Annotated in this window: 17 protein-coding genes, 2 tRNA genes and 1 riboswitch; of the genes, 2 read left to right on the top strand and 17 right to left on the bottom strand. The window is 64.7% G+C overall.

The window, feature by feature from the left end; all coding sequences use genetic code 11:
* Positions 1-252: 252 nt before the first annotated feature.
* From PSET11_RS15195 to PSET11_RS15135, 13 genes are all read right to left on the bottom strand, one after another.
* Positions 253-328: transfer RNA gene (locus tag PSET11_RS15195), tRNA-Ala, on the bottom strand.
* A gap of 302 nt (positions 329-630) precedes the next feature.
* Positions 631-706, bottom strand: a tRNA-Ala gene (locus PSET11_RS15190).
* 113 nt (positions 707-819) lie between these two features.
* Positions 820-1,221: a ribosome silencing factor gene (rsfS, locus tag PSET11_RS15185; protein ID WP_124093162.1), complete on the bottom strand. Its 402-nt coding sequence runs from the start codon at positions 1,219-1,221 to the stop codon at positions 820-822.
* 87 nt (positions 1,222-1,308) lie between these two features.
* Positions 1,309-2,937 carry a hypothetical protein gene (locus PSET11_RS15180; protein WP_124093161.1) on the bottom strand — a complete coding sequence of 543 codons (1,629 nt, stop codon included), beginning with the start codon at positions 2,935-2,937 and terminating at the stop codon, positions 1,309-1,311.
* 7 nt (positions 2,938-2,944) lie between these two features.
* Entirely contained in the window at positions 2,945-3,601 is a 657-nt protein-coding gene (gene nadD / locus PSET11_RS15175) for a nicotinate-nucleotide adenylyltransferase (RefSeq protein WP_282432717.1), read from the bottom strand.
* A gap of 13 nt (positions 3,602-3,614) precedes the next feature.
* Positions 3,615-3,848 carry a hypothetical protein gene (locus PSET11_RS15170; protein ID WP_124093160.1) on the bottom strand — a complete coding sequence of 78 codons (234 nt, stop codon included), beginning with the start codon at positions 3,846-3,848 and terminating at the stop codon, positions 3,615-3,617.
* A 73-nt stretch (positions 3,849-3,921) separates the two neighbouring features.
* Complete coding sequence (locus PSET11_RS15165) at positions 3,922-5,295, bottom strand: glutamate-5-semialdehyde dehydrogenase (protein WP_124093159.1); 1,374 nt, start codon at positions 5,293-5,295, stop codon at positions 3,922-3,924.
* A 26-nt stretch (positions 5,296-5,321) separates the two neighbouring features.
* Positions 5,322-6,446 (bottom strand): glutamate 5-kinase, encoded by a 1,125-nt coding sequence (proB, locus tag PSET11_RS15160; protein WP_124093158.1) that lies wholly within the window; start codon positions 6,444-6,446, stop codon positions 5,322-5,324.
* Positions 6,436-8,025 (bottom strand): GTPase ObgE, encoded by a 1,590-nt coding sequence (obgE, locus tag PSET11_RS15155; RefSeq protein WP_124093157.1) that lies wholly within the window; start codon positions 8,023-8,025, stop codon positions 6,436-6,438. The genes proB and obgE overlap by 11 nt, the downstream gene beginning before the upstream one ends.
* A gap of 116 nt (positions 8,026-8,141) precedes the next feature.
* Positions 8,142-8,405, bottom strand: a complete 264-nt coding sequence (gene rpmA / locus PSET11_RS15150; protein ID WP_120949928.1) for a 50S ribosomal protein L27 — start codon at positions 8,403-8,405, stop codon at positions 8,142-8,144.
* Positions 8,406-8,467: 62 nt separating this feature from the next.
* Complete coding sequence (gene rplU, locus PSET11_RS15145) at positions 8,468-8,776, bottom strand: 50S ribosomal protein L21 (protein ID WP_124093173.1); 309 nt, start codon at positions 8,774-8,776, stop codon at positions 8,468-8,470.
* 264 nt (positions 8,777-9,040) lie between these two features.
* Positions 9,041-10,588 (bottom strand): bifunctional hydroxymethylpyrimidine kinase/phosphomethylpyrimidine kinase, encoded by a 1,548-nt coding sequence (thiD, locus tag PSET11_RS15140; RefSeq protein ID WP_377947625.1) that lies wholly within the window; start codon positions 10,586-10,588, stop codon positions 9,041-9,043.
* Positions 10,578-10,675, bottom strand: a riboswitch (TPP riboswitch). Its footprint overlaps the gene before it by 11 nt.
* A 112-nt stretch (positions 10,676-10,787) precedes the next feature.
* Complete coding sequence (locus PSET11_RS15135; RefSeq protein WP_124093156.1) at positions 10,788-14,222, bottom strand: Rne/Rng family ribonuclease; 3,435 nt, start codon at positions 14,220-14,222, stop codon at positions 10,788-10,790.
* Between the two features lie 90 nt (positions 14,223-14,312).
* On the opposite strand from PSET11_RS15135, the gene PSET11_RS17200 reads away from it, so the two are divergent.
* Positions 14,313-14,381 (top strand): hypothetical protein, encoded by a 69-nt coding sequence (locus PSET11_RS17200; protein WP_377947632.1) that lies wholly within the window; start codon positions 14,313-14,315, stop codon positions 14,379-14,381.
* A 276-nt stretch (positions 14,382-14,657) separates the two neighbouring features.
* Positions 14,658-15,326: a vitamin K epoxide reductase family protein gene (locus tag PSET11_RS15130; RefSeq protein WP_124093155.1), complete on the top strand. Its 669-nt coding sequence runs from the start codon at positions 14,658-14,660 to the stop codon at positions 15,324-15,326.
* 97 nt (positions 15,327-15,423) lie between these two features.
* Here the strand turns inward: PSET11_RS15130 and ndk are convergent, their stop codons facing one another.
* From ndk to ileS, 4 genes are read right to left on the bottom strand one after another with little or no spacing between them, the layout of a single operon-like run.
* On the bottom strand, positions 15,424-15,837 hold the full coding sequence (gene ndk, locus PSET11_RS15125; RefSeq protein ID WP_124093154.1) for a nucleoside-diphosphate kinase: 414 nt from the start codon (positions 15,835-15,837) through the stop codon (positions 15,424-15,426).
* Positions 15,838-15,875: 38 nt separating this feature from the next.
* On the bottom strand, positions 15,876-16,349 hold the full coding sequence (locus PSET11_RS15120; protein ID WP_124093153.1) for a DUF4233 domain-containing protein: 474 nt from the start codon (positions 16,347-16,349) through the stop codon (positions 15,876-15,878).
* Between the two features lie 2 nt (positions 16,350-16,351).
* Positions 16,352-17,710: a bifunctional folylpolyglutamate synthase/dihydrofolate synthase gene (locus tag PSET11_RS15115; protein ID WP_124093152.1), complete on the bottom strand. Its 1,359-nt coding sequence runs from the start codon at positions 17,708-17,710 to the stop codon at positions 16,352-16,354.
* A gap of 3 nt (positions 17,711-17,713) precedes the next feature.
* The gene (gene ileS, locus PSET11_RS15110; protein ID WP_124093151.1) at positions 17,714-21,037 is read right to left on the bottom strand and encodes an isoleucine--tRNA ligase; all 3,324 of its coding nucleotides are present in this window, start codon (positions 21,035-21,037) and stop codon (positions 17,714-17,716) included.
* Between the last annotated feature and the right edge of the window lie 138 nt (positions 21,038-21,175).

Below are 21,175 nucleotides of genomic sequence, written 5' to 3'. Positions count from 1 at the left end.
TGAAGACCTCTTAGTCGTTCGGTGTGTGTGGTAACCACCAACCTAAGAGGTCTTCACCCTTTTACGATGTAACCAACGTCCTGGCCGAGTACAGCTAGCTGGCGGGCACGTCGGCTGTAACCCGAAGCGGGGACAGCCGCGGTCAGCCAACTCGCTAGGCACGTCGGCTGTGACCCGGCGCGGGCTCGCGGTCCGGCGCATCTCGTTCCCAGCGAAAAAAATACCCCGGTCCAGAGACCGGGGTATTTTGTTTGGTGGAGCTGAGGGGACTCGAACCCCTGACCCCCTGCATGCCATGCAGGTGCGCTACCAGCTGCGCCACAGCCCCAAACCCTGCCGCTGCCGGTCGTAATCTCCGGAGCAACCTGATCAGCTTAATGCACTTTGGCGTCCGGCGCCAATCGGTTGGCAGACCGGGACGGACGCCGATTTACGGGCCGCTGATCCGACACCACTTGCTACCGGGTCGCCAATCCTAAGCTTGTTCGCAGATCTGGGCCTTCAAGGCCAGGATATGCGAACAAGCTTAGGATCTGTGGCTCAGCTGCCCAGGATTCTTGACATGGAGTGGGGCAGAGACAGAAATACCCTCGATTCACAGGTGCGAACCGGGGGTATTTCTCGTTGATCTGGTGGAGCTGAGGGGACTCGAACCCCTGACCCCCTGCATGCCATGCAGGTGCGCTACCAGCTGCGCCACAGCCCCAAACCCATTGCAATCCTTGCGGATATTTTCAGGTTTCCCCGAAGCAACTGAAATATCTTAGAACAGCCCCTCAGGGAATTCCAAATCGGGCAGCTTGGCGTCGCGACAGGAGATTATTCGCTGTCCGCGTCCGCTGGAGCCTTGGCTGAAGCGTCGTCACCAAGCTGAAGATCGACGACGGGGCAGTCCTTCCAGAGGCGTTCCAAGGCGTAAAACACGCGGTCCTCTTCGTGCTGAACGTGGATGACGATATCTGCGTAGTCCAGGAGGACCCAGCGACCGCCTGAGCGGCCTTCGCGCCGGACCGGGCGGAGGTCCTGCTTGGCGAGTTCTTCTTCGATGCCATCCACGATCGCGTTGACCTGACGTTCGCTGGGTGCTGACGCAATCAGGAAAACGTCCGCCAGCGCCAAGCGCTCACTGACGTCCAGGGCCACGATGTCTTGGGCAAGCTTGTCTGCGGCGGCCTTAGCGGCTGCCCGGGCAATGGTGATTGATGCTTCGATAGCAGTCATGGGACTTCCTTGTTGTCGAAAAAGATGATTCCGGCGATGCCGGTTGGCCCCGCCCGTTTAAGGCAGCGCCGGAGAAAGATCAGTGAGTCAGCTGGACAGTCCGCTGACGATGAGGATGATGCCGGAGATAAGGGCTACGACGCCGAACGCCAGGATGCCGATCTGCAGGAGTCTGCTTCGCTTGGCCCTGCCCAGGCCAGCGGTTGCGGCGTCCAGCGGTTCCAGTCCATGCGCCGCAACGGCCGGAATACGAGGCAAGTCGGCAAACAAGTCATCCGAGTTACCTTCGCGCGGTTCAGCTGACACTGCACCAACAGCCGGTTCCCCCGTGGTGCGGGCCACGGCTTCGGCCCGGGCGATAACCTGCGATGCTCGGCCAGCCGACTTCTTCCGCTGACCGGCAGGCTTCGCCTTCTTCGTAGGTGCGCCCGGACCAGGCATTCCCGGGGCACCGGGAATTGACAAGCCCGAAGCACCAGTCACCGCTGAACCGGAGCGAGTTACGACCGGGACATGCGAAGTGGCTGGACGTTTCATCACCGGACGGTCGAAGCCTGGCACCGTCTCGAATTCCAGCGGCGTGACCATGGCCAAGTTGTTGGCTGTGGACGGTGCAGCCGCATCCTGCGCAGGCTTCGCCGCCGGAGGCTTCGCAGCCAGAATCTTGGCTGCAGGAGTGTCGCCCGGCTTCGCCGAAGGCTTCGAGGGACGAGGCGTTTCAGCAGGAGCGACGGGGGCTTGATTGACTGCAGCGGCGCGTTTGGCCAGCGCAATCTGCTGCGTCAGGAGCTCGGGATCAACTGCCTCCGGGTCAGCCGCGGCGATGTGTTCCATCTTCGCGATCTGGTTCCGGGCCTGCTCGGCAATGAGCGCGCGCGCAGCCAGGGCCTGCTCAACCGTCATTCCTTTCGGGGACTTGGCGGGCTTCGGTGCCGGCGTCGCCGGCACGGGACCTGGAACTGCGGGATCCGGCACGGCGGGACTAGGCGCCGCCGGACCCGGCACCGCTGGCTTGGGATCCTGCACAGCCGAACCAGGCACCGCTGGCTTGGGACCCGGCGCCGCCGGACCCGGCACCGCAGGATTGGAATCCTGCACAGCCGAACCAGGCACCGCTGGCTTGGGACCCGGCTTCGGCGCAGCTGGCTTGGCGATTGCTGGCGCAGCTGACTCTGCATCTGGCAACGGAACCACGGGGTGCGCTGCCGTGAGCGCCTGTTCCTTGAGTTGCTGCAGACGCAACTGGCGGCGGGTGACCGGGCCGCCGTCGGCCTGCTGCCCGTCCTTGGCGTCTTGCTCCTTCTGTGTGCGCAGTGCTTCCCGGTCTCGGGCGCGGATCTGCGAGGATCGCTGCGTGAACGTCTCTTCCGGCGCTTCCGGAGTCCGCGGCACTGGACGCGCCGGGGCGTGGCCAGAATCAGCCGGGATGGAAGCCGGCTCTACTGGTTTAGCGGCAGCAGGTACAGCTGCTGGGCTGGCAGGTTTGGGCGCAGCAGGTTTGGGCGCAGCAGGTTTAGGCGCAGCAGGTTTGGCCTGGCCTGGCGTGGGCGAACCAGCACTCGTTGGGTTGCTGGCGGGTTGCGTCGGGGCAGGCGGGACTGCCGCTGTCGCCTGGGGCGCAGCGTCCTGCTGGTCCGTTGCTACGGACAACTGCTCGGCCTCGCGGGCCTTCCGGAGTTCCCGGCGGCTTCGGAAAGCTGGCTGTTCCTGACTCATTAAGAACTCATTCAGTGCTTGCTGGTTCGCGTACTTCGGACGTTGGTGCCGTCACGGACGTTTGTTTGTCAGCGTACAGCCCGTATTTGGCGATGTATTGGACCACGCCGTCCGGCACCAGGTACCAGACGGGGTTGTTCTCGGCCACCCGAATCCTGCAGTCGGTGGACGAAATCGCCATGGCCGGGACTTCCAGGAGGCTGACGTCGGTCCTGCCCATGTCATCGAGCACGTGCCCTGGCCGGGTCACGCCCACGAAATGCGCCAAAGACCAGAGCTCGTCGATGTCCTTCCAGGAAAGAATCTGTGCCAGGGCGTCGGCGCCGGTGATGAAGAAAAGATCAGCGTCTGGGCGTTGGGCGCTGAGGTCACGCAGGGTATCAATGGTGAACGTTGGACCCGGCCGGTCCACGTCCACCCGGCTGACCGTAAACCGCGGATTGGAGGCAGTGGCGATCACTGTCATCAAGTACCGGTGTTCGGACTCGCTGACCTTCTTGTGCATTTTCTGCCACGGCTGGCCGGTGGGAACAAAGACCACCTCATCCAGGTCGAACTTTGCTGCCACTTCGCTGGCTGCCACGAGGTGGCCATGATGGATGGGGTCGAACGTCCCACCCATCACTCCCAACCGCAGCTTGTCCGGTGAACTCCGGTGCCGCAAGGTACGGGAAATGTTAGTGGCCCTGGCCGTGATCGTGCTTGTTGGGGTGCTGGCGGTGCGGGTCAGCGTGCTCCTCGGTTGCGGTGTGGCGCAGGCCAAGGTTGCCATAGGACAGGGTCACGAACAGCAACAACAGCAGGATGCCGAAGATCACAACACCGAATACCCATGCGTCTGCCCACAAGGGGGCGAGCTCGTGCTCTTCGGCCTCGGCGGCAACGGACGTGATGATCTGCTGGAACAGCATTTCTTCCCCTAAGAATCAAGGTTGGGCAGCGGACATCCGCTGCAAATGACTTATCGACTATGTTACCGCGTTGCTACCCGCGAATCTGGCCTTCACCCTGGACGATCCACTTGGTGGTGGTGAGCTCGGTGAGCCCCATGGGTCCGCGGGCGTGCAGTTTCTGGGTGGAGATTCCCACCTCGGCACCCAGGCCGAGTTCGCCGCCGTCGGTAAAGCGCGTGGAGGCGTTGACAATCACCGCTGCAGAATCCACCTCGGCGATAAATCGTTCGGCGTTGGCCAAGTGGTTGGTCAGGATGGCTTCGGTGTGGCCGGTGGTCCATGTGCGGATGTGGCTGATGGCCTGATCCATGGAATCCACCATGGCCACCGCCAGGTCAAGGTCCATGTACTCGGTAGCCCAGTCCGTGTCATCGGCGGGCACCGACTCGATGGAAGCCGGCAGCGCCTGGCGCACGCGCTCGTCGACGTGCAGCCGGACACCTGCGGCGCGCAAGGCGGCCGCTACAGCGGGCAAAACGGTGGATCCGGAGTGGACCAGCAGCGTCTCCACGGTGTTGCAGACGCTGGGGCGTTGCGTTTTCGCGTTCAGGAGGATCTCCACGGCCATTTCTTCGCTGGCTGACTCGTCGATGAAGATGTGCACGTTCCCCTCCCCCGTCTCAATGACGGGAACGGCGGCATTGGTCACCACCGACTGGATCAGGTCACGGCCGCCGCGGGGAATCAGGACGTCCACCTTGCCCCGTGCACGCATCAACACAGCAGCACCCTCGCGGCCGTACTGGTCAACAGTCTGCACTGCGTCTGCGGGGAGGCCAACGGAGTCCACGGCCTCGCGCAAAATACTCACCAGGACCTTGTTGGTAGCCTCGGCGGCACTGCCGCCGCGGAGGATCACGGCGTTGCCGCTCTTCAATGCCAGCCCGGCAATATCAACCGTCACGTTGGGGCGGGCCTCGTAAATCGCGGCCACCACACCCATGGGGACGTTGACCTGGCGCAGGCGCAGGCCGTTGGGCAGGGTCTGGCCGCGGACCACGTTCCCCACGGGATCGGGCAGGCCAGCCAGGTTATCGAGGGCAGCTACCAGGCCGTCGATCCGGCTGCGGGTAAGCGTCAGCCGGTCCAACATGGCCGCCGACGTGCCGTTGGCCCGGCCTGCGGCAACGTCCTTGGCATTGGCCTCGAGGATAGCCTCGCTGTTGTCCCGCAGCAGACGGCCAATAGCCTCAAGTGCGCGGTCTTTCCACGCCCGGTTGGCCATGGCCATCCGGCGGGCAGCCTTGCGGGAGCGGTCAGCGATCGCGTGGACGGCGGCTTCCACATCAGCTGCTGAGCGCGGGACATCCACCGGCACGGTGGCAGGTACCACGGTGGCCGCCTGGAAATCGGCGGCGGCATCGCCAGCGGAGTCAGGTGCGGTGTGGGTCAGGGCCTCAGTCATCCCCCCAGTTTAGGCGAGTTGACCTGCTACACCAGCACCAGGTCATCAACGTGAACAACTTCACGGTCATATCCTGAACCGAGCTCAGCTCCGAGGTCCCGCGTTGACCGGCCAAGCATCCGCGGCAGTTCCACAGCGGAATAATTCACCAGCCCCCGGGCCACCACAGTCCCATCCAAACCGGCGATCTCCACGGCGTCTCCGGCCTCGAAATCACCCTGCACGGATGAGATGCCGGCGGGGAGCAGTGAGGTGTGGTGGTGTTGCACGGCGCGAACGGCGCCATCGTCGAGCACCAGCCGCCCCTGCACGGACGCCACATGGGCCAGCCACAGCAGCCGGACCGGTTTGCGCGCGCCGTTGACGGTGAACCACGTACCCACGTCCTCGCCGTTCAGCGCCGCAGCAGCATTCGGCGTCGACGTCACCAGGGTATGGATGCCAGAGCCAGCGGCCATGCTCGCGGCCTCCACTTTGGTCTGCATTCCGCCTGTGCCAACGCCGGCCTTACCGGGTTTGCCGATGGATACGTCTGCGAGATCCTTCGGTCCTGTCACCAAGGGAATCCGAGTGGCACCCAGGTCGGGCGGCCCATCGTAGAGGGCGTCGACGTCGGACAGCAAGATGAGTGCGTCAGCCCGCACCAGGTGCGCTACCAAGGCCGCCAAGCGGTCGTTATCGCCGAACCGGATTTCGTGGGTGGCCACGGTGTCATTCTCATTGACCACCGGAACCACGCCGAGGTTGAGGAGGCGGTTCAGTGCTCGGAAGGCATTGGTGTGCTGGCTGCGCCGCATCAGGTCTTCAGCAGTGAGGAGGACCTGGCTGACAGTGACACCATGCGCAGCAAATGCGTGGGTGTAGCGCGCCATCAGCAACCCTTGGCCAACACTGGCTGCGGCTTGCTGGGTGGCGAGGTCCCGTGGCCGTTTGGCCAGTCCTAACGGCGCTAAGCCAGCAGCGATGGCACCGCTAGAGACCAGGATGATCTCCGTCCCGGCGTTGCGCTTGGATGCCAGCGCATTGGCCAAGGCAGTGAGGGACTTCTCCGAAATGCCACCCTTGATGCTGGTCAGCGAGGAGGAGCCCACCTTGACCACAATGCGGTGCGCCTCGGAAAAGACACTCCGATCCGCTTCCTTACTCGCCATCGTTGACGTCCAGTCCACTCTCCTTGACGGGCTTCGGTGCTCGGCGGCTGCTTACGGATTCAGTCCAGATGCCAGCTTGGCGCTCAGTTTCAAGCTCGGCGCGGGCTGCAGCACGCGCGTCCTTGCGTTCCTGCTGCTCTTCGCGTTTCTGGCCACGGGTAGGTCGGTCGCCGAGGTCAGCAAAGCGCACGTCGGTGCCACGCGGGGAGGCCAGCAGTTCGGCGCCAGCCATCATGGTGGGCTCCCAGTCGAAGACGACGCCGTCGTCTTCGCCGATGACCACCATGTCGCCGGGCTTGGCGCCCTGTTTGAACAGTTCGTTCTCCACGCCCAGCTTTGCCAGCCGGTCCGCGAGGTAGCCGATGGCTTCCTCGTTGGTGAAGTCGGTCTGCTTGACCCAGCGGACGGGCTTGTCGCCGATGACGCGGAACAGGGGCTCCAGGGCCTTCTCTTCGCGGCGGATCTTGAAGCCGGACTCGTTGACGGCGCGGGGACGCAGCACGGGGGCCTGGACCTTGGGGGGAGCTGCGGCGAGCTCATCACGGGCAGCCTTGACGATCTCAGCCATGGCAAAGCCGAGCTGGCGCAAGCCCTCATGGCTGGTGGCGGAGATTTCGAAGACGCGGTAGCCGCGGGACTCCAGCTCGGGCCGGACAAACTCGGCCATGTCCTTGCCGTCGGGGAGGTCCACCTTGTTGAGGGCCACCAGCCGGGGGCGGTGGTTCAGGGGCACTACCTCGCCGTCCTGGCCGGCGTAGCTCATGTCTACGGCATACTTTTCCAGCTCGGCTTCGATGACGGCCAGGTCTGAGAGCGGATCCCGCTCGGATTCCAGGGTGCCGCAGTCCAGGACATGGACCAGGGCCGCACAACGCTCCACGTGGCGCAGGAAGTGGTGACCCAGTCCCTTGCCCTCACTGGCACCTTCAATCAAGCCGGGGACGTCGGCGATGGTGAACCGGACCTCGCCAGCCTGGACAACGCCAAGGTTGGGAATGAGTGTGGTGAAGGGGTAGTCGGCAATCTTGGGCCGCGCCGCAGACATCGCGGCGATCAAGCTGGACTTGCCGGCGGACGGGAATCCCACCAGGGCAATGTCAGCAATGGACTTCAGTTCCAGGACAACGTCACTGGATTCGCCTTCAATGCCCAGCAGGGCGAAGCCTGGGGCTCGGCGCTTTTCCGAGGACAGTGCTGCGTTGCCCAAACCGCCAATGCCGCCGGCAGCTGCAACGTACTCGGTGCCTTCGCCCACCAGGTCGGCCAGGACGGTGCCGTCCTTGGACTTGACCACGGTGCCATCGGGGACGGGGAGGATTAGCGTTTCGCCGTTCTTGCCGCCGCGCCAGTCACCCATGCCGGGGCCACCATTGGTGGCGTGCCGGTGCGGTGCGTGGTGGTAGTCCAAGAGCGTGGTGGTCTGGTGATCCACGCGGAGGATGACGTTGCCGCCGTCGCCGCCCTTACCGCCGTCGGGACCGCCCAGGGGCTTGAACTTCTCGCGGTGGACGGAAACGCACCCGTGGCCGCCGGTACCGCCGGATACGTGCAGTACTACCCGGTCTACAAAGCTGGCCACGTGGATCTCCTCAAAGCTGTTTCCTGGCAACCTGGCGGCGCCAAAATGATTGTCATGCGGTTAAAAGAACAGTGGAGCGGACCATCAGGCCCGCTCCACCGCTTCAGAACTTGGTATTACTCTGCAGCTGCAGCAGTAACGATGTTGACGACGCGACGACCGCGGCGGGTGCCGAATTCAACAGCTCCCGGGGTCAAAGCGAACAGGGTGTCGTCGCCGCCACGGCCAACGCCAGCGCCGGGGTGGAAGTGGGTGCCACGCTGGCGAACGATGATTTCGCCTGCGGAAACAACCTGGCCACCGAAGCGCTTGACGCCCAGGTACTGTGCGTTGGAATCGCGGCCGTTACGAGTGGAGCTCGCGCCCTTTTTATGTGCCATCTGAAATGCCTGCCTCTAAATTCTGGGGAATCTGCTGTAAACCTGAAACAGTAACCGGGTGGTTACTTGATGCCAGTAATCTTGACCTTAGTCAGTTCCTGACGGTGACCCTGGCGCTTTTTGTACCCGGTCTTGTTCTTGAACTTCTGGATGACGATCTTCGGACCACGAAGGTCTTCGAGGATCTCAGCCGTCACGGTCACCTTGGCAAGCTCAGCAGCTGCAGTGGTGATCTGGTCACCATCTACCAGGAGCAGCGCGGGCAGCTCAATGGTGCTGCCAGATCCACCGGCGACGCGGTTCAGGGTTACGTAGTCTCCAACGGAAACCTTCTCTTGCCGGCCGCCTGCGCGGACAATCGCGTACACCACTTGGGAACTCACTTCTCTCGACGTTTATACAAAAATTTGCGTGCGGAATCCAACGCATTTGATGGCTGGTTTCTCGCTGTGCCTCAACGCCGTGGGGTCGTAACCCAAGTGTTGGCGTAAGCACCGAAGATCTAGAATACGCTAATTCCGACGTCGGCCGCAAATGAGGCTGGTACCGGCGGGCTTCCCGTGATGTGAACCACAGGGATGCAACGGCGCGGTACCGTGCCCCACAATCCTACCGGGATCTGGACAGCCAGTCGTTCAGGCATGCACTCGCGGCGCGTCGAAAAACTCCACCTCGAGCCTGCACGCATGATTGAAAGCCTCCACCATCGCCGCCCGCTCACGTTCAGACGCGTCCCGCCCGGCCTGGTCAACGATCTTAATGGCCCGCCGCGTGGCGGCCGCAAAATCCTCGTCAGCGTAAGTCCGCAGCCACGCCGCGTAGGGGTGTCCCGCCGGTTCACCGGCTTCGATGAATTGGGCGTGGAGCGTCTGGCCCACCTCGGCGTACAGCCAGAAGCACGGCAACACGGCGGCTGCGAGGGTGCCGTAGCTGCCCGACGCCGACACTGCCGTCAGGTGGTCCACGTAGGCCTTGGTCACGGGTCCGGTCTGCCGCGGCGCCGGTCGGGAGGCCAGCCAGGTACGGTGCAGGTCCGACTCAACCTCAAGGCATTGCTGAGCAGAGCCAGCCCAGAAGACCTGTTCGGCTTCGGTGGGTGCCAGTGCGCTGGTCCGGGCCAGGACACGGGCGTAGCCGTTGAGGTAGATGGCGTCTTGGCTGAGGTAGTCGGCGAATTCATGCTCGGGCAGGGAGCCGTCCACCAACGCCCTGATGAACGGCAAGGTGTAGATCGCCTCGAGGTCCTTGGCTGCGCCAGCCCACAGCTGGGCGGCGAAGCTACCGGGCACCCCCTGGGTGAGATGGTGGAAGTGGTGGACCGGACCGTTGCCGGCCCCAACGTCAAGCTGGTCCGACGCCGTCAGCGCGCCAGCAAGCCAGGGTTTCACGGCCCGGAGCGCTGCTTCCCAGTCCCCCACCTGCGCCTGCACGGTGGCCATGGCGGAGGACAGTGTGCAGCCGGTGCCGTGACTGTTACTCGTGCTGATCCGCTCCCCCGCAAACTCCACCACCTCGGTGGCGAGCAGCCCGGTGGTGTTGACCAAGGCATCGGGGCAGCTGTCTCCTGGCAGGTGGCCGCCCTTGACCAAGACGGTGGCACCCGTAATGCTGGCCAGCTGCCTGCCTTGCGCCAACGCGCCGGCCCAGGTTTGCTGTTCCGCACCGCCCACCAACACAGCCAGTTCGGCAAGGTTGGGCGTGATGAGGTGGGCGAGCGGCAGCAACGCCAGCAACTCCGCCTCCGCGTCGTCGGCCAGGAGCCGGTCACCGCTGGTGGACACCATCACCGGATCGAGAACCACGACGGCGGGGCGCACCTCTTCGAGCCAGACCCGGACTGCGCGGATCACTGCGGCGTCGGCCAGCATGCCGATTTTGACGGCGTCAATGGTGATGTCAGCACTGACGGCCGCCAACTGCTGGGCCAGGAATTCTGCTGGCGGCACGTGAACTGCCTGGACGCCCAGGGTGTTTTGCACGGTCAAAGCGGTGATGGCTGCCATGCCGTAACCACCGTGGGCTGCAATGCTTTTCAGGTCGGCCTGAATGCCCGCTCCGCCGGACGGGTCAGACCCTGCGATGGACAGGACCCGGGGGATGGCGCGGATGCTGGGGGGTGCGGCCAGGCTCGCTGCGTGGGTGGAGTGGGCAGGAGCAGCCGAATCGATTAACGTCGATGACAAGAGACATCCCTTCGCCGGTGCTAACCGGACAGGTTCAACGGGTGTGAATCTCAGCCGGCTCTCTGCGCGGCACCCCGTGTCGAAGTTTCAGCCTAGCGGGCCTGCAACCGGGGACGTAAAGATGACTGTCATTTAACAGCCGAAGGCCCGGCGCTACCCTGATGGGCAAGTGCCGGGCCTTCTCCGCTGCTGGGGAGGCCTAGAGCTCCGAAGCCGGTACCCCCACGCCCAAGATGATGGGCTCGTTGGCTGGCTTGCTAGCCGGTACCGCCGCCGGCTCGGGAGCCTTGGCTTCGTGGCTGTGCCCGTAGCTGGCGGTGGCCACGTTTTGGTGCTGCTCCACCTGTGTCTCATTTGCGGCGCCCTGGGCACGGCTCGCGCTGCGCTGGCGCCGGACCCGGCGTTGAGGGGCTCCATCCTGCGATCCCGCAGCCTGTGCCTGCGCACCAACAGCGGGAGCTGCAGCTGCGGGCACGACGGCGGCCGGCTCAACGACGGCGGTAACTGCGGCCACCGTTTCGGGCGCCACCACCACAGCCACCTCTGCTGCCGGCTCACCGAGGTGCGCAAATGCTTCAGCCAACCGATCCAACGACAGTGCAGGAGCAGCAGGCGCCTCGCCGGCATGATCAACGAACGGAAGGACTACTTCCTCGCCGCCAAACGTCAGGACAGTCCCCGGACGTGCGGGTACGTCGGCGTCGTGCGCTTCGGGGTGCGACATCAGCGTTGCATCCGCAACCGGTGCTGCCGGCGTCCCCACAGGGGCAGAGCCGAGCCGGGCGGCCGCTACCTGATCGTCGTGGACGTGGGCCGCGTGTGCCGCTGCGGCGATGTTGGCCAACGCCAGGCGGGTGGCTTCTGCCTTGGCGGTGCGTTCCGGATCAACCGGCTCCGGGTGGACGGTGTGGGTCTGGACTGGCGCTGGCGGGGCCACCTCCACCGGCTGGCCGCCGCGACCACGACGACGCTTGCGCTCCGGACGGGTACCCGCCTGGGCGTCGGGACGCTCGATGCGGGGCTCGCTGGGGGTGCGGTGTTCCTGGCGGTTGTCCACCCGCTGCACGTGGTGTTCGGCGGCAACGCTGTTGGCCCGACGGTGCTCCACGGGATCATCGTGGGTCACGACGCCGCGGCCAGCACAGGCCTCGCACTGCTCGCCGAAGACTTCCAGCAGGCCGGTGCCCATCCGTTTACGCGTCATCTGGACCAGGCCCAACGAGGTGACCTCAGCGACCTGGTGCTTGGTCCGGTCGCGGCCCAGGCACTCCACCATGCGGCGAAGGACCAGGTCACGGTTGGATTCCAGGACCATGTCGATGAAGTCGATGACGATGATGCCGCCAATGTCGCGGAGCCGCAGCTGGCGGACCACTTCCTCGGCTGCTTCCAAGTTGTTCTTGGTGACGGTTTCCTCGAGGTTGCCGCCGCTGCCGGTGAACTTGCCGGTGTTGACGTCTACCACCGTCATGGCTTCGGTCCGGTCGATGACCAGCGAACCGCCGGAGGGCAGGAAGACCTTGCGCTCCAGTGCCTTGTGGATCTGCTCGTCGATCCGCCAGGCGGCGAAAATGTCCTGGTCCTTGGTCCACTTTTCGAGCCGGCCCACCAGGTCTGGAGCCACGTAGGTCACGTAGGCCTCGATGGTGTCCCACGCTTCTTCGCCGGAGACGATCAGCTTGGAGAAATCCTCGTTGAAGACGTCCCGGACCACCTTGATGGTCAGGTCGGGTTCGCCGTAGAGCAGTTCAGGGGCCAGGATCTTGGTGGACGTGGACTGGCTTTCAATGCCATCCCACTGGGCGCGGAGCCGGTTGATGTCGTGCGTGAGCTCCTCTTCCGAGGCGCCTTCCGCAGCGGTCCGGACGATCACGCCGGCCTGTTCAGGCAGGCGGTCTTTCAGGATGCGCTTGAGGCGGTTGCGCTCCACGTCGGGGAGCTTCCGCGAAATCCCGGTCATGGACCCGCCCGGGACGTACACCAGGTAACGGCCGGGCAGCGAGATCTGGCTGGTCAGGCGCGCACCCTTGTGGCCAACGGGGTCCTTGGTCACCTGGACCAGGACGGTGTCGCCGGACTTCAAGGCGTTCTCGATGCGGCGCTGCTTGCCTTCGAGGTTCACTGCTTCCCAGTTGACTTCACCGGCGTAAAGCACGGCGTTGCGGCCACGCCCAATATCCACAAACGCAGCTTCCATAGACGGCAGCACGTTCTGCACCTTGCCCAGGTAGACGTTGCCGATCAAGGAATCCTGCTGGGTCTTGGACACGAAGTGCTCGGCCAGAACGCCGTCTTCCAAGACGCCGATCTGGATTCTGTCGTCGCGCTGGCGGACGATCATTTGCCGGTCCACCGATTCACGTCGGGCCAGGAATTCGGCCTCGGTAATGACGGTACGACGGCGGCCGGTATCGCGGGAGTCGCGGCGCCGCTGCTTCTTGGCTTCGAGCCGGGTGGAGCCCTTGACGCTGGTCACCCTGTTGTTGACCACGGGCTCGGAGGCGGCACGCGGCGCCCGGACGCGGGTCACCGTGTTGGGCGGATCGTCGTCCTCGCCGCCGGTGAGTTCGAGGTCCTGGTCGCCGCGGCGGCGGCGACGACGCCGGCGGGACGTCACGCCGTCGTTCAGCTGGCCGGCGTTGTCTCCGTCGTTGTCAGCGTCGTCGGAGTCGGTGTCCTCGCCCTCAGCGGACTCGTCTGTCTCGCGATCGAAACGGGTACGGCCCCGGCGGCCACGGCTGCGGCGGCGGCGGTTGCGGTTGCCGGCGTCGTCCTGGTCCGAATCCTCAGCGTCGTCCTCGGCGTCATCAGCAACAGGTTCCGGACGGACCACCGTGCTCAGGTCCGGCGCCTGGAACAGCACGGAACTTGCGGCGCCGGGCTCTAGGAAGAGGGAACCGAAGGGGGACATGGGGGCGTCAGCGGCGTCCTGGCCAGCAGTTTCGGCTGCGGCAGGGGCCGCCAGCGGGGTGCTGAGGGGGGATTCTTCCACTTCGGCGGGGGTTTCTGCTACGGGTGCGACGTCCAGGGCGGCGGCGGAGACTTCTGCGGTCAGCGCTTCAGGGGCCACGACGGGTTCGGCAAGCACCGGCTCGGCAAGGACGGCTTCGCCCACCACGGGCTCGGCAATTCTCGGCTCCACGGCAGCGAGGGTGGCAGCAGCAGCTTCGACGAGCTGCTCGGTGGCGTCTGCGGGCAGGGCGGCTGGCTCGACAGCAGAGGGCTCGACGGCGGCGGGCTGGGTCGCAGGAGCTGACGTCTTCCGGGTGGCTACCCGACGGCGGCGGACCGGTTTGGTCTCGGCCTCGACCTGCGCGGCGGGCTCAGTGGCGGCGGGCGCTGCATCGACTGGTTCGGCGACGGCGGTCTCAGCGACGGCGGCGGTCTCAGCAACAGCGTCGGCGAAGGCGGGCAGCGGTTCGGTGGTGTCCACCTTTTTCTTTGCCCGGGTCCGGCGGACGGGCGCTTTTGGCTCTTCGGCGACCGTTACGGGCGCGTCTGTGGTTCCGGCGTCGGGCGCCAGATCCGTGGCTTTGGCCACAGCCTTGCGGCGCGTACGCGGCGCTTTCTTGGGGGCCGCAACGGCGTCTGCTGCTGTTGCTTCGTTGCCGGCCGGTACCTGTTCATTGTCCATATTTGGAACCACTCCTGCCCCGGACCTACCGCCACATCCGGTACCCGTAGGGCACATATTGTCAAAACCCGCAGGCGTTGACAGAAGTCGATGGGATACCTCCAGGTTCGCACCGACGGTGGGGTGCGGCAGCCCGTGGAAGCCGGTGAGGTGTTCTGAAAACCCGTTGCTCTTATCGATCAACCAGGTGCCATCCAATGGCGTCGCGGGCGGATTCGGAACATCCCGAAGCGTGCCCTGCGCATCACTGGCGGTCTTGGGAACAAGACACCGGACCGGAGTCCGAATGTGGATCGGCCTCCAGCCATGATCATTCTCTCATACCGGGCGGTAATCCCTGCGGAGGGTTGGCTACGAACCTTTCCTGAACTGTTCATCCAGCAGCGAGCGTTAGAATCTGCCAAGACGCACCCAACGCAAAAGGACGCAACGCACATGCCAAGCACCCGCCACCTCAGCGCCACCACCGCCCAAGGAGGTGAAACCCAGGCTCAATCGGCCGGGTCCTCGCTTCCCACCATGACGCAGGCCAAGCCATTCGGCTGGCTGCTGGTGATCACGGGCACCGTCGGCTGGCTGGCGGCGGGCACACTGGTCCTGGAAAAGCTCGCCGTCCTGCAAGATCCCAACCACGTCACCGTCTGCGACGTGAACCCTTGGATCTCCTGCGGCGAGGTAATGAAGACCTGGCAAAGCTCACTGTTTGGCTTCCCCAACATGTTCATTGGCATCGTGGCGTTCGCCGTGGTCATCACCGTGGGGATGGCGCTGCTGGCCGGGGCCCAGTTTGGCCGCTGGTTCTGGGTAGGTCTGCAGACCGGCGTGACCCTGGGCTTCGTCTTCGTGGTGTGGCTGTGGTCGCAGGCGCTTTACGACATCCACGTGCTTTGCCCGTTCTGCATGATCGTGTGGGCGGCCATGATCCCGATGTTCGTCTGGACCACTGTCCGGAACGTTGTGCACGGCGTCATCCCGCTGCCGGCCAAGGCCACCCGCGTGGTGGGCGACTCCGGCTGGATCGCTACCGCCCTGCTCTACGTGGCAGTGATCGCCACCATCTTCTTCGCCTTCATCCAGGTCTTCGCCGGGACCTCGGGCTTCTAGGCCCGTAACTCTCCCAAACACCTGCCCGCCGAGACAGCCAAGGCCAATGTTCGAGTCGAACATTGGCCTCAGCTGTCTCGGCTGGGGTTTGGACCGCTTAGAACCAGATGTTGATCTCGCGCTCGGCTGACTCCGGCGAGTCGGAGCCGTGGACGAGGTTCTGCTGGACCTTCAGGCCCCAGTCGCGGCCGAAGTCGCCACGGATGGTGCCCGGTGCGGCGGTGGTGGGATCGGTGGTGCCGGCGAGTGAGCGGAAGCCCTCAATGACACGGTGACCCTCGAAAATGGCCGCCACAACGTGGCCGCTGAGCATGAATTCCACCAGTGGCTCGTAGAACGGCTTGCCCACGTGCTCCTCGTAGTGCTGCTCCAACAGCTCGCGGGTGGCTGCAACCTTTTTGAGTTCCACCAGGGTGTAGCCCTTGGCTTCAATCCGGGCAACGATGGCGCCGGTCAGGTTACGGGCAACGCCGTCAGGCTTGACCAGGACGAGGGTGCGCTCAATGCTCACAACTGCTCCAATGTAGGGGTGGGGTTTTCGGACTAAGTCTACGGTGACTGCGGCAGGCCAGGACCCGCTGCAGCACTCGGCGAATCGGGGTGGGCGGCATCCCATTCGGCCTGCTCGCGGGCTCGCTGGGCGGCCTCACGATCCAGCCGGATCCCGGTGCGGATGCCATACCACCAGGCGATGGCGAAGAGGAGCCCCACCAGGAACATGGCCGGTTCGAAGATGCCTGTCAGGATCAGCACCAGCTGCAGGATCCAGCCCAGGCCGATTCCCCACGGCTTGGTCAAGACAGCGCACGCCACGATCATCACCACGCTGAGGCCTATGCCCACGCTGAGGATCAGGGCCGGTGCGAAGTCGTCGCGCCGCAACCCGAAAACAACCAGCGTGGCGAAAAACATCACAAAGGCCTCGAGCAGCAACACCGTGGAGGCAAAGAGCACCTTGGTGGAGCGGCGTTTCTTGGGCATCCCTGGGCGCCAGTCACGCTGGGCTTTGGTGAGCTTGGCCATTCCTACGCCTCCGTCTTTCCGAGCAGGATCCGGGCCTCAGCCACAAGCGTGATGGAGCCCGTCACCAGGACGGCACCCGAGAGGTCATCATTGGCTTCGGCCCGTGCCACCGCCCATTCGATGGCGTCGTCGAGCTTCTCTTCGACGTGGACGTTGTCCTCGCCAAAGCCCATTTCGATGGCCAGCTCCGCAAGGTCCGCGGCTGGCACCGCCCGTGGCGAGTTGGACTGCGTAAAGCAGAACTCCTCGACCTCACCGCCCAAGGATTCTTTGAGCTGGCGCAGGATTTCTTCGGCGTCTTTTTCCTTGAGCACACCAATGACGGGGACCAGCCTGGTGAAGGTGAAGGCCTCGTGCAGGGCGGCCGCGGTGGCCTTGATGCCGTCAGGGTTGTGGGCCGCGTCCACCACGATGGTCGGTGCGGTGCGGACCACTTCGAGGCGGCCGGGCGAGGTGACGGCTGCGAAGCCTTCCTGCAGGAGCTCGAAGTCGAGTTCCTTTTCGCCACCGAAGAAGGCCTCCAACGCGGCAATGGCCACCGCTGCGTTTTGCGCCTGGTGCGCACCGTGCAGCGGAACCAGCAGGTCCGGGTAGCGGCCAGCTATGCCTTGGACAGTGACCATCTGGCCACCGACTGCGACCGTGAGGTCTTCGACGCCAAACTCCACGCCCTCAAACCGGAAGGGAACGTCTGTCTCGCGGGCCTTTTCCAACAGGACCTGGGCAGCATCAAGGGGCTGCGCTGCGCTGATCAGGTAGCCGCCGGGCTTGATGATGCCCGCCTTTTCCAGGGCGATGTCACCAGTTGTATCGCCGAGCAGCTCGGTGTGGTCCAGCGAGATCGGGGTGATCACAGACACCTGGCCGTCGCCCACGTTGGTGGCGTCAGTAATGCCACCCAAGCCCACTTCGATCACCGCCACATTGACGGGCTGGTCCGCGAACACAGCGAAACCCAAAATCGTGAGGCACTCGAAGTACGTCAGCCGGGGTTCACCGTCTGCCACAAGCTCGGCATCCACCATTTCCAGGTAGGGCCGAATCTCGTCCCAGATGCGGACAAACGTTTCGTCGGACACGGGATGCCCGTCGATGCTGATCCGCTCGGTGACCTTGGACAGGTGCGGACTGGTGTACCGGCCCGTGCTCAAGCCGTAAGACCGGAGCACCGATTCGATCATCCGCGCGGTGGACGTCTTACCGTTGGTGCCGGTGACGTGGATGATCGGGTACGCCTTGTTGGGCTCACCCAACACGTCCATGGCGCGGAACAGCGGCGCAAGCCGGGGTTCCATTTTGTTTTCGGGCGCGCGGCCCAGCAACTCGGCGTAAACGCTTTCCACGGAAAATTCGTCAGTCATGTCCTAGACCTCCACCTTCGCCACCACGACGGCGGGTTCATCAACGTCTGCGGGTTCCACGCTCAGTTCTACAGTGAGCGTTTCTCCCTTGACCAGGTCGGCGTTCGCCAGGAGGGCGTCCACCACGTCCTGCGCTGCGGACACGGTGGTCCGGATCCGGTCGCTGACGTTCAGCCCGGCGTCTTTACGTGCCTGCTGGATGGCACGCACCAGGTCCCGGGCCAGGCCTTCCGCGGCGAGTTCCGGCGTGACCTCGGTGTTCAGGACCACGAAGCCGCCACCGGGCAGAACCGCCACGGCTGACGTTGCCGCCTCGCCGCCGTCGGACGCTGCCACCACCGTTTCCAGGGTGTATTCGTGCGGTTCCAGCGGCAGGCCGCCGGCCACCACCAGTCCGGCGTCATCCACGGACCAGTCGCCGGACTTTGAGCCCTTGATGGCCACCTGGACGTTCTTGCCCAGGCGCGGTCCCGCCGCGCGGGCGTTCACCACCAGCTTCTGCTCGATACCGAACTCCTCCGGCGAGGCCGTGGCCGCGTCGAGGAGACGGACGGAGCGCAGGTTCAGTTCATCAGCGACGACGCCGGCAAACCCGGACAGCGTATCTGCACCGGGTGCCACCACGGTCAGTTCTTGCAGGGGCAGCCGGACGCGCAGGTTTGCCGCCTTCCGCAACGAGGACCCGGTGGAGCAGATCTGCTGGACCCGGTCCATGGCGGTGACCAGGTCAGGGTTGGCGGGGAACAGGGCAGCGTCGGGCCAGTCGGCCAGGTGCACGGAACGGCCCCCAGTGAGCCCCCGCCAGATCTCCTCGGACACCAGCGGCAGCAGCGAGGCAGCTGCCCGCGACACGGTTTCCAACGCGGTGTAAAGGGCGTCAAAAGCGTCGTGGTCTTCGTCGAAGAAGCGTTGCCGGCTGCGGCGGACGTACCAGTTGGTGAGCATGTCGAGGTAACTGCGGAGTTCATCGCACGCACCGGAGATGTCGTACTCGTCCAGCCGCACCGTCATGGCTCGCACCAGGTCGCCGGTGTTGGCCAGGAGGTACTGGTCCAGGGTGTCGGCGTAGCCGTCGTAGCGCAGTTTCGCGTCGTAGCCGGTGCCCCCGCCAGCGGCATTCGTGTAGAGCGTGAAGAAGCTGTAGACGTTCCAGAGCGGCAGGATGACCTGGCGGACGCCGTCGCGGATGCCTTGTTCGGTGACCACCAGGTTGCCGCCGCGAAGGATGGGGCTGGACATCAGGAACCAGCGCATGGCGTCGGAGCCGTCGCGGTCCAGAACTTCGGACACGTCCGGGTAGTTGCGCAGGCTCTTGGACATCTTCTGTCCGTCCGAGCCCAGCACGATGCCGTGGCTGATGACGTTGCGGAACGCTGGCCGGTCAAAGAGCGCTGTGGACAGGATATGCAGCATGTAGAACCAGCCGCGGGTCTGGCCGATGTACTCCACGATGAAGTCGGCCGGGTTGTGGGTGTCGAACCAGGCTTCGTTCTCGAAGGGATAGTGCACCTGGCCGTACGGCATGGAGCCGGAGTCAAACCAGACGTCCAGCACATCCTCCACCCGGCGCATGACGGACTGGCCCTGTTCGGGGGTGCGCGGATCGTCGGGGTTGGGCCGGGTCAGTTCGTCGATGAAGGGCCGGTGCAGGTCAACCTGGCCCTCCTTGTTCAGCGGCAGCCGGCCAAAGTCGGCTTCGATCTCGGCGAGGGAACCGTAGACGTCGGTCCGCGGGTACTCCGGATCGGTGGACTGCCAGACCGGGATGGGGCTGCCCCAGTAGCGGTTGCGGCTGATGGACCAGTCGCGGGCGTTGGCCAGCCACTTACCGAACTGGCCATCCTTGACGTTGCCGGGGATCCAGTTGATCTCCTGGTTCAGCTCGGACATCCGGTCCTTAAACTGGGTGACCTCCACGTACCAGGAGGACACAGCGCGGTAGATCAGCGGGTTGCGGCACCGCCAGCAGTGCGGGTAGCTGTGCTCGTAGCTGGCCTGCCGGACCAACCGGCCCTGGGCGCGCAGCACCTGGGTGATGGGCTTGTTCGCCTCAAATACCTGCAGGCCCACGATGGTGTCCAGGTCACCGCCACGGAACAGCGGCAGGAACTTGGCGCCCTCGTCGACGGAGAGGACCACCGGGATGCCGGCTTCCTCGCAGACCTTCTGGTCGTCTTCGCCGTAGGCAGGAGCCTGGTGGACGATCCCGGTGCCGTCGGTGGTGGTGACGTAGTCCGCCACGAGGATCTGCCAGGCGTTTTCGGTGCCGTATTTTTCGGTGTCGCTGAAGTCGTTCCACAGCGGCTGGTAGGCAAGCCCTGCCAGGTCGGCGCCAACGTAGGTGGCCACCACGGCGTACTGGGCGGCTTCGAAGCTCTCGTAGCCCAGGTCCTTGGCGTAGGCTCCCACCAGATCCGCGGCCAGCAGGAAACTGCCGGTCACGGGCGCGTCCGGGGCTGCAGCCTTCACGCCTGCAGGACCGGCCGGCAGGACGGCGTACGTGATGGCAGGGCCGACGGCGAGCGCGGCGTTGGTGGGCAGCGTCCAGGGGGTGGTGGTCCAGGCGAGGGCCTGGACGCCGTCGAGCGCCTTGGACAGTTCCGAATCCCCGCCGAGGAGGGGGAACGTCACCGTGACGGTCTGGTCCTGCCGGTTCTTGTAGACGTCGTCGTCCATGCGCAACTCGTGGTTGGACAGCGGCGTTTCGTCCTTCCAGCAGTACGGCAGGACCCGGTAGCCGTTGTAGGTGAGGCCCTTGGTGTGCAACTGCTTGAAGGCCCAGAGGACCGATTCCATGTATTCGACGTTGAGTGTTTTGTAGTCGTTCTCGAAGTCCACCCAGCGGGCCTGGCGGGTGACGTAGCTCTTCCACTCGTCCGCGTACTTCATCACGGAGGCGCGGCAGGCGTCGTTGAACTTGTCGATGCCCATGGCTTCGATCTGGGTTTTGTCCGTCATGCCCAGCTGCTTCATGGCTTCGAGTTCGGCGGGCAGCCCGTGGGTGTCCCAGCCGAAGCGGCGCTCCACGCGCTTGCCACGCTGGGTCTGGTAGCGGCCCACCAGGTCCTTGGCGTACCCCGTCAGCAGGTGGCCGTAATGCGGGAGGCCGTTGGCGAAAGGCGGGCCGTCGTAGAACACGAATTCGTTGCTCCCCGGCTTGCCGCCTGGCAGGTCGGCGCTGCGCGCGTCAATGCTCGCCTGGAAGGTGCCGTCCTGGTCCCAGTACTTGAGGATCCGCTCCTCGATCTCCGGGAACTTCACGGAGGCCGACACGCCAGCGGCGCGGTGGGCGGGATCGGCGGCTGAGGCCTTGGGGTAATTCGTCATTCTCAACATCCTGGGGTGAGCGGGGCGAACTGCCGGCATGCGCCGGACGGTTCCGTTCAGGATGCGAGGACGGATTGCGTACTCTCCAAAGACACTGTCCAAGGACTGCACGATGACCGCGGTACCACCTCACTTACC

It is taken from the genome of Arthrobacter ulcerisalmonis, assembly GCF_900609065.1.
GTDB classification, from domain to species: Bacteria; Actinomycetota; Actinomycetes; order Actinomycetales; family Micrococcaceae; genus Arthrobacter; species Arthrobacter ulcerisalmonis.
Note: the sequence above shows the minus strand (reverse complement) of the source record. Positions and strands in the feature narration are given on the sequence as shown.

Bases quoted from the DNA above. Each gene is read 5' to 3' on its own strand.
- PSET11_RS15130 (WP_124093155.1), top strand. From the start codon at position 14,658: ATGCCAAGCACCCGCCACCTCAGCGCCACCACCGCCCAAGGAGGTGAA.
- proB (WP_124093158.1), bottom strand. From the start codon at position 6,446: ATGGCGAGTAAGGAAGCGGATCGGAGTGTCTTTTCCGAGGCGCACCGC.
- rpmA (WP_120949928.1), bottom strand. From the start codon at position 8,405: ATGGCACATAAAAAGGGCGCGAGCTCCACTCGTAACGGCCGCGATTCC.
- rsfS (WP_124093162.1), bottom strand. From the start codon at position 1,221: ATGACTGCTATCGAAGCATCAATCACCATTGCCCGGGCAGCCGCTAAG.
- PSET11_RS15170 (WP_124093160.1), bottom strand. From the start codon at position 3,848: ATGCTGTTCCAGCAGATCATCACGTCCGTTGCCGCCGAGGCCGAAGAG.
- PSET11_RS15135 (WP_124093156.1), bottom strand. From the start codon at position 14,222: ATGGACAATGAACAGGTACCGGCCGGCAACGAAGCAACAGCAGCAGAC.
- PSET11_RS15165 (WP_124093159.1), bottom strand. From the start codon at position 5,295: ATGACTGAGGCCCTGACCCACACCGCACCTGACTCCGCTGGCGATGCC.
- PSET11_RS15180 (WP_124093161.1), bottom strand. From the start codon at position 2,937: ATGAGTCAGGAACAGCCAGCTTTCCGAAGCCGCCGGGAACTCCGGAAG.
- PSET11_RS15115 (WP_124093152.1), bottom strand. From the start codon at position 17,710: ATGACTGACGAATTTTCCGTGGAAAGCGTTTACGCCGAGTTGCTGGGC.
- ileS (WP_124093151.1), bottom strand. From the start codon at position 21,037: ATGACGAATTACCCCAAGGCCTCAGCCGCCGATCCCGCCCACCGCGCC.
- PSET11_RS15120 (WP_124093153.1), bottom strand. From the start codon at position 16,349: ATGGCCAAGCTCACCAAAGCCCAGCGTGACTGGCGCCCAGGGATGCCC.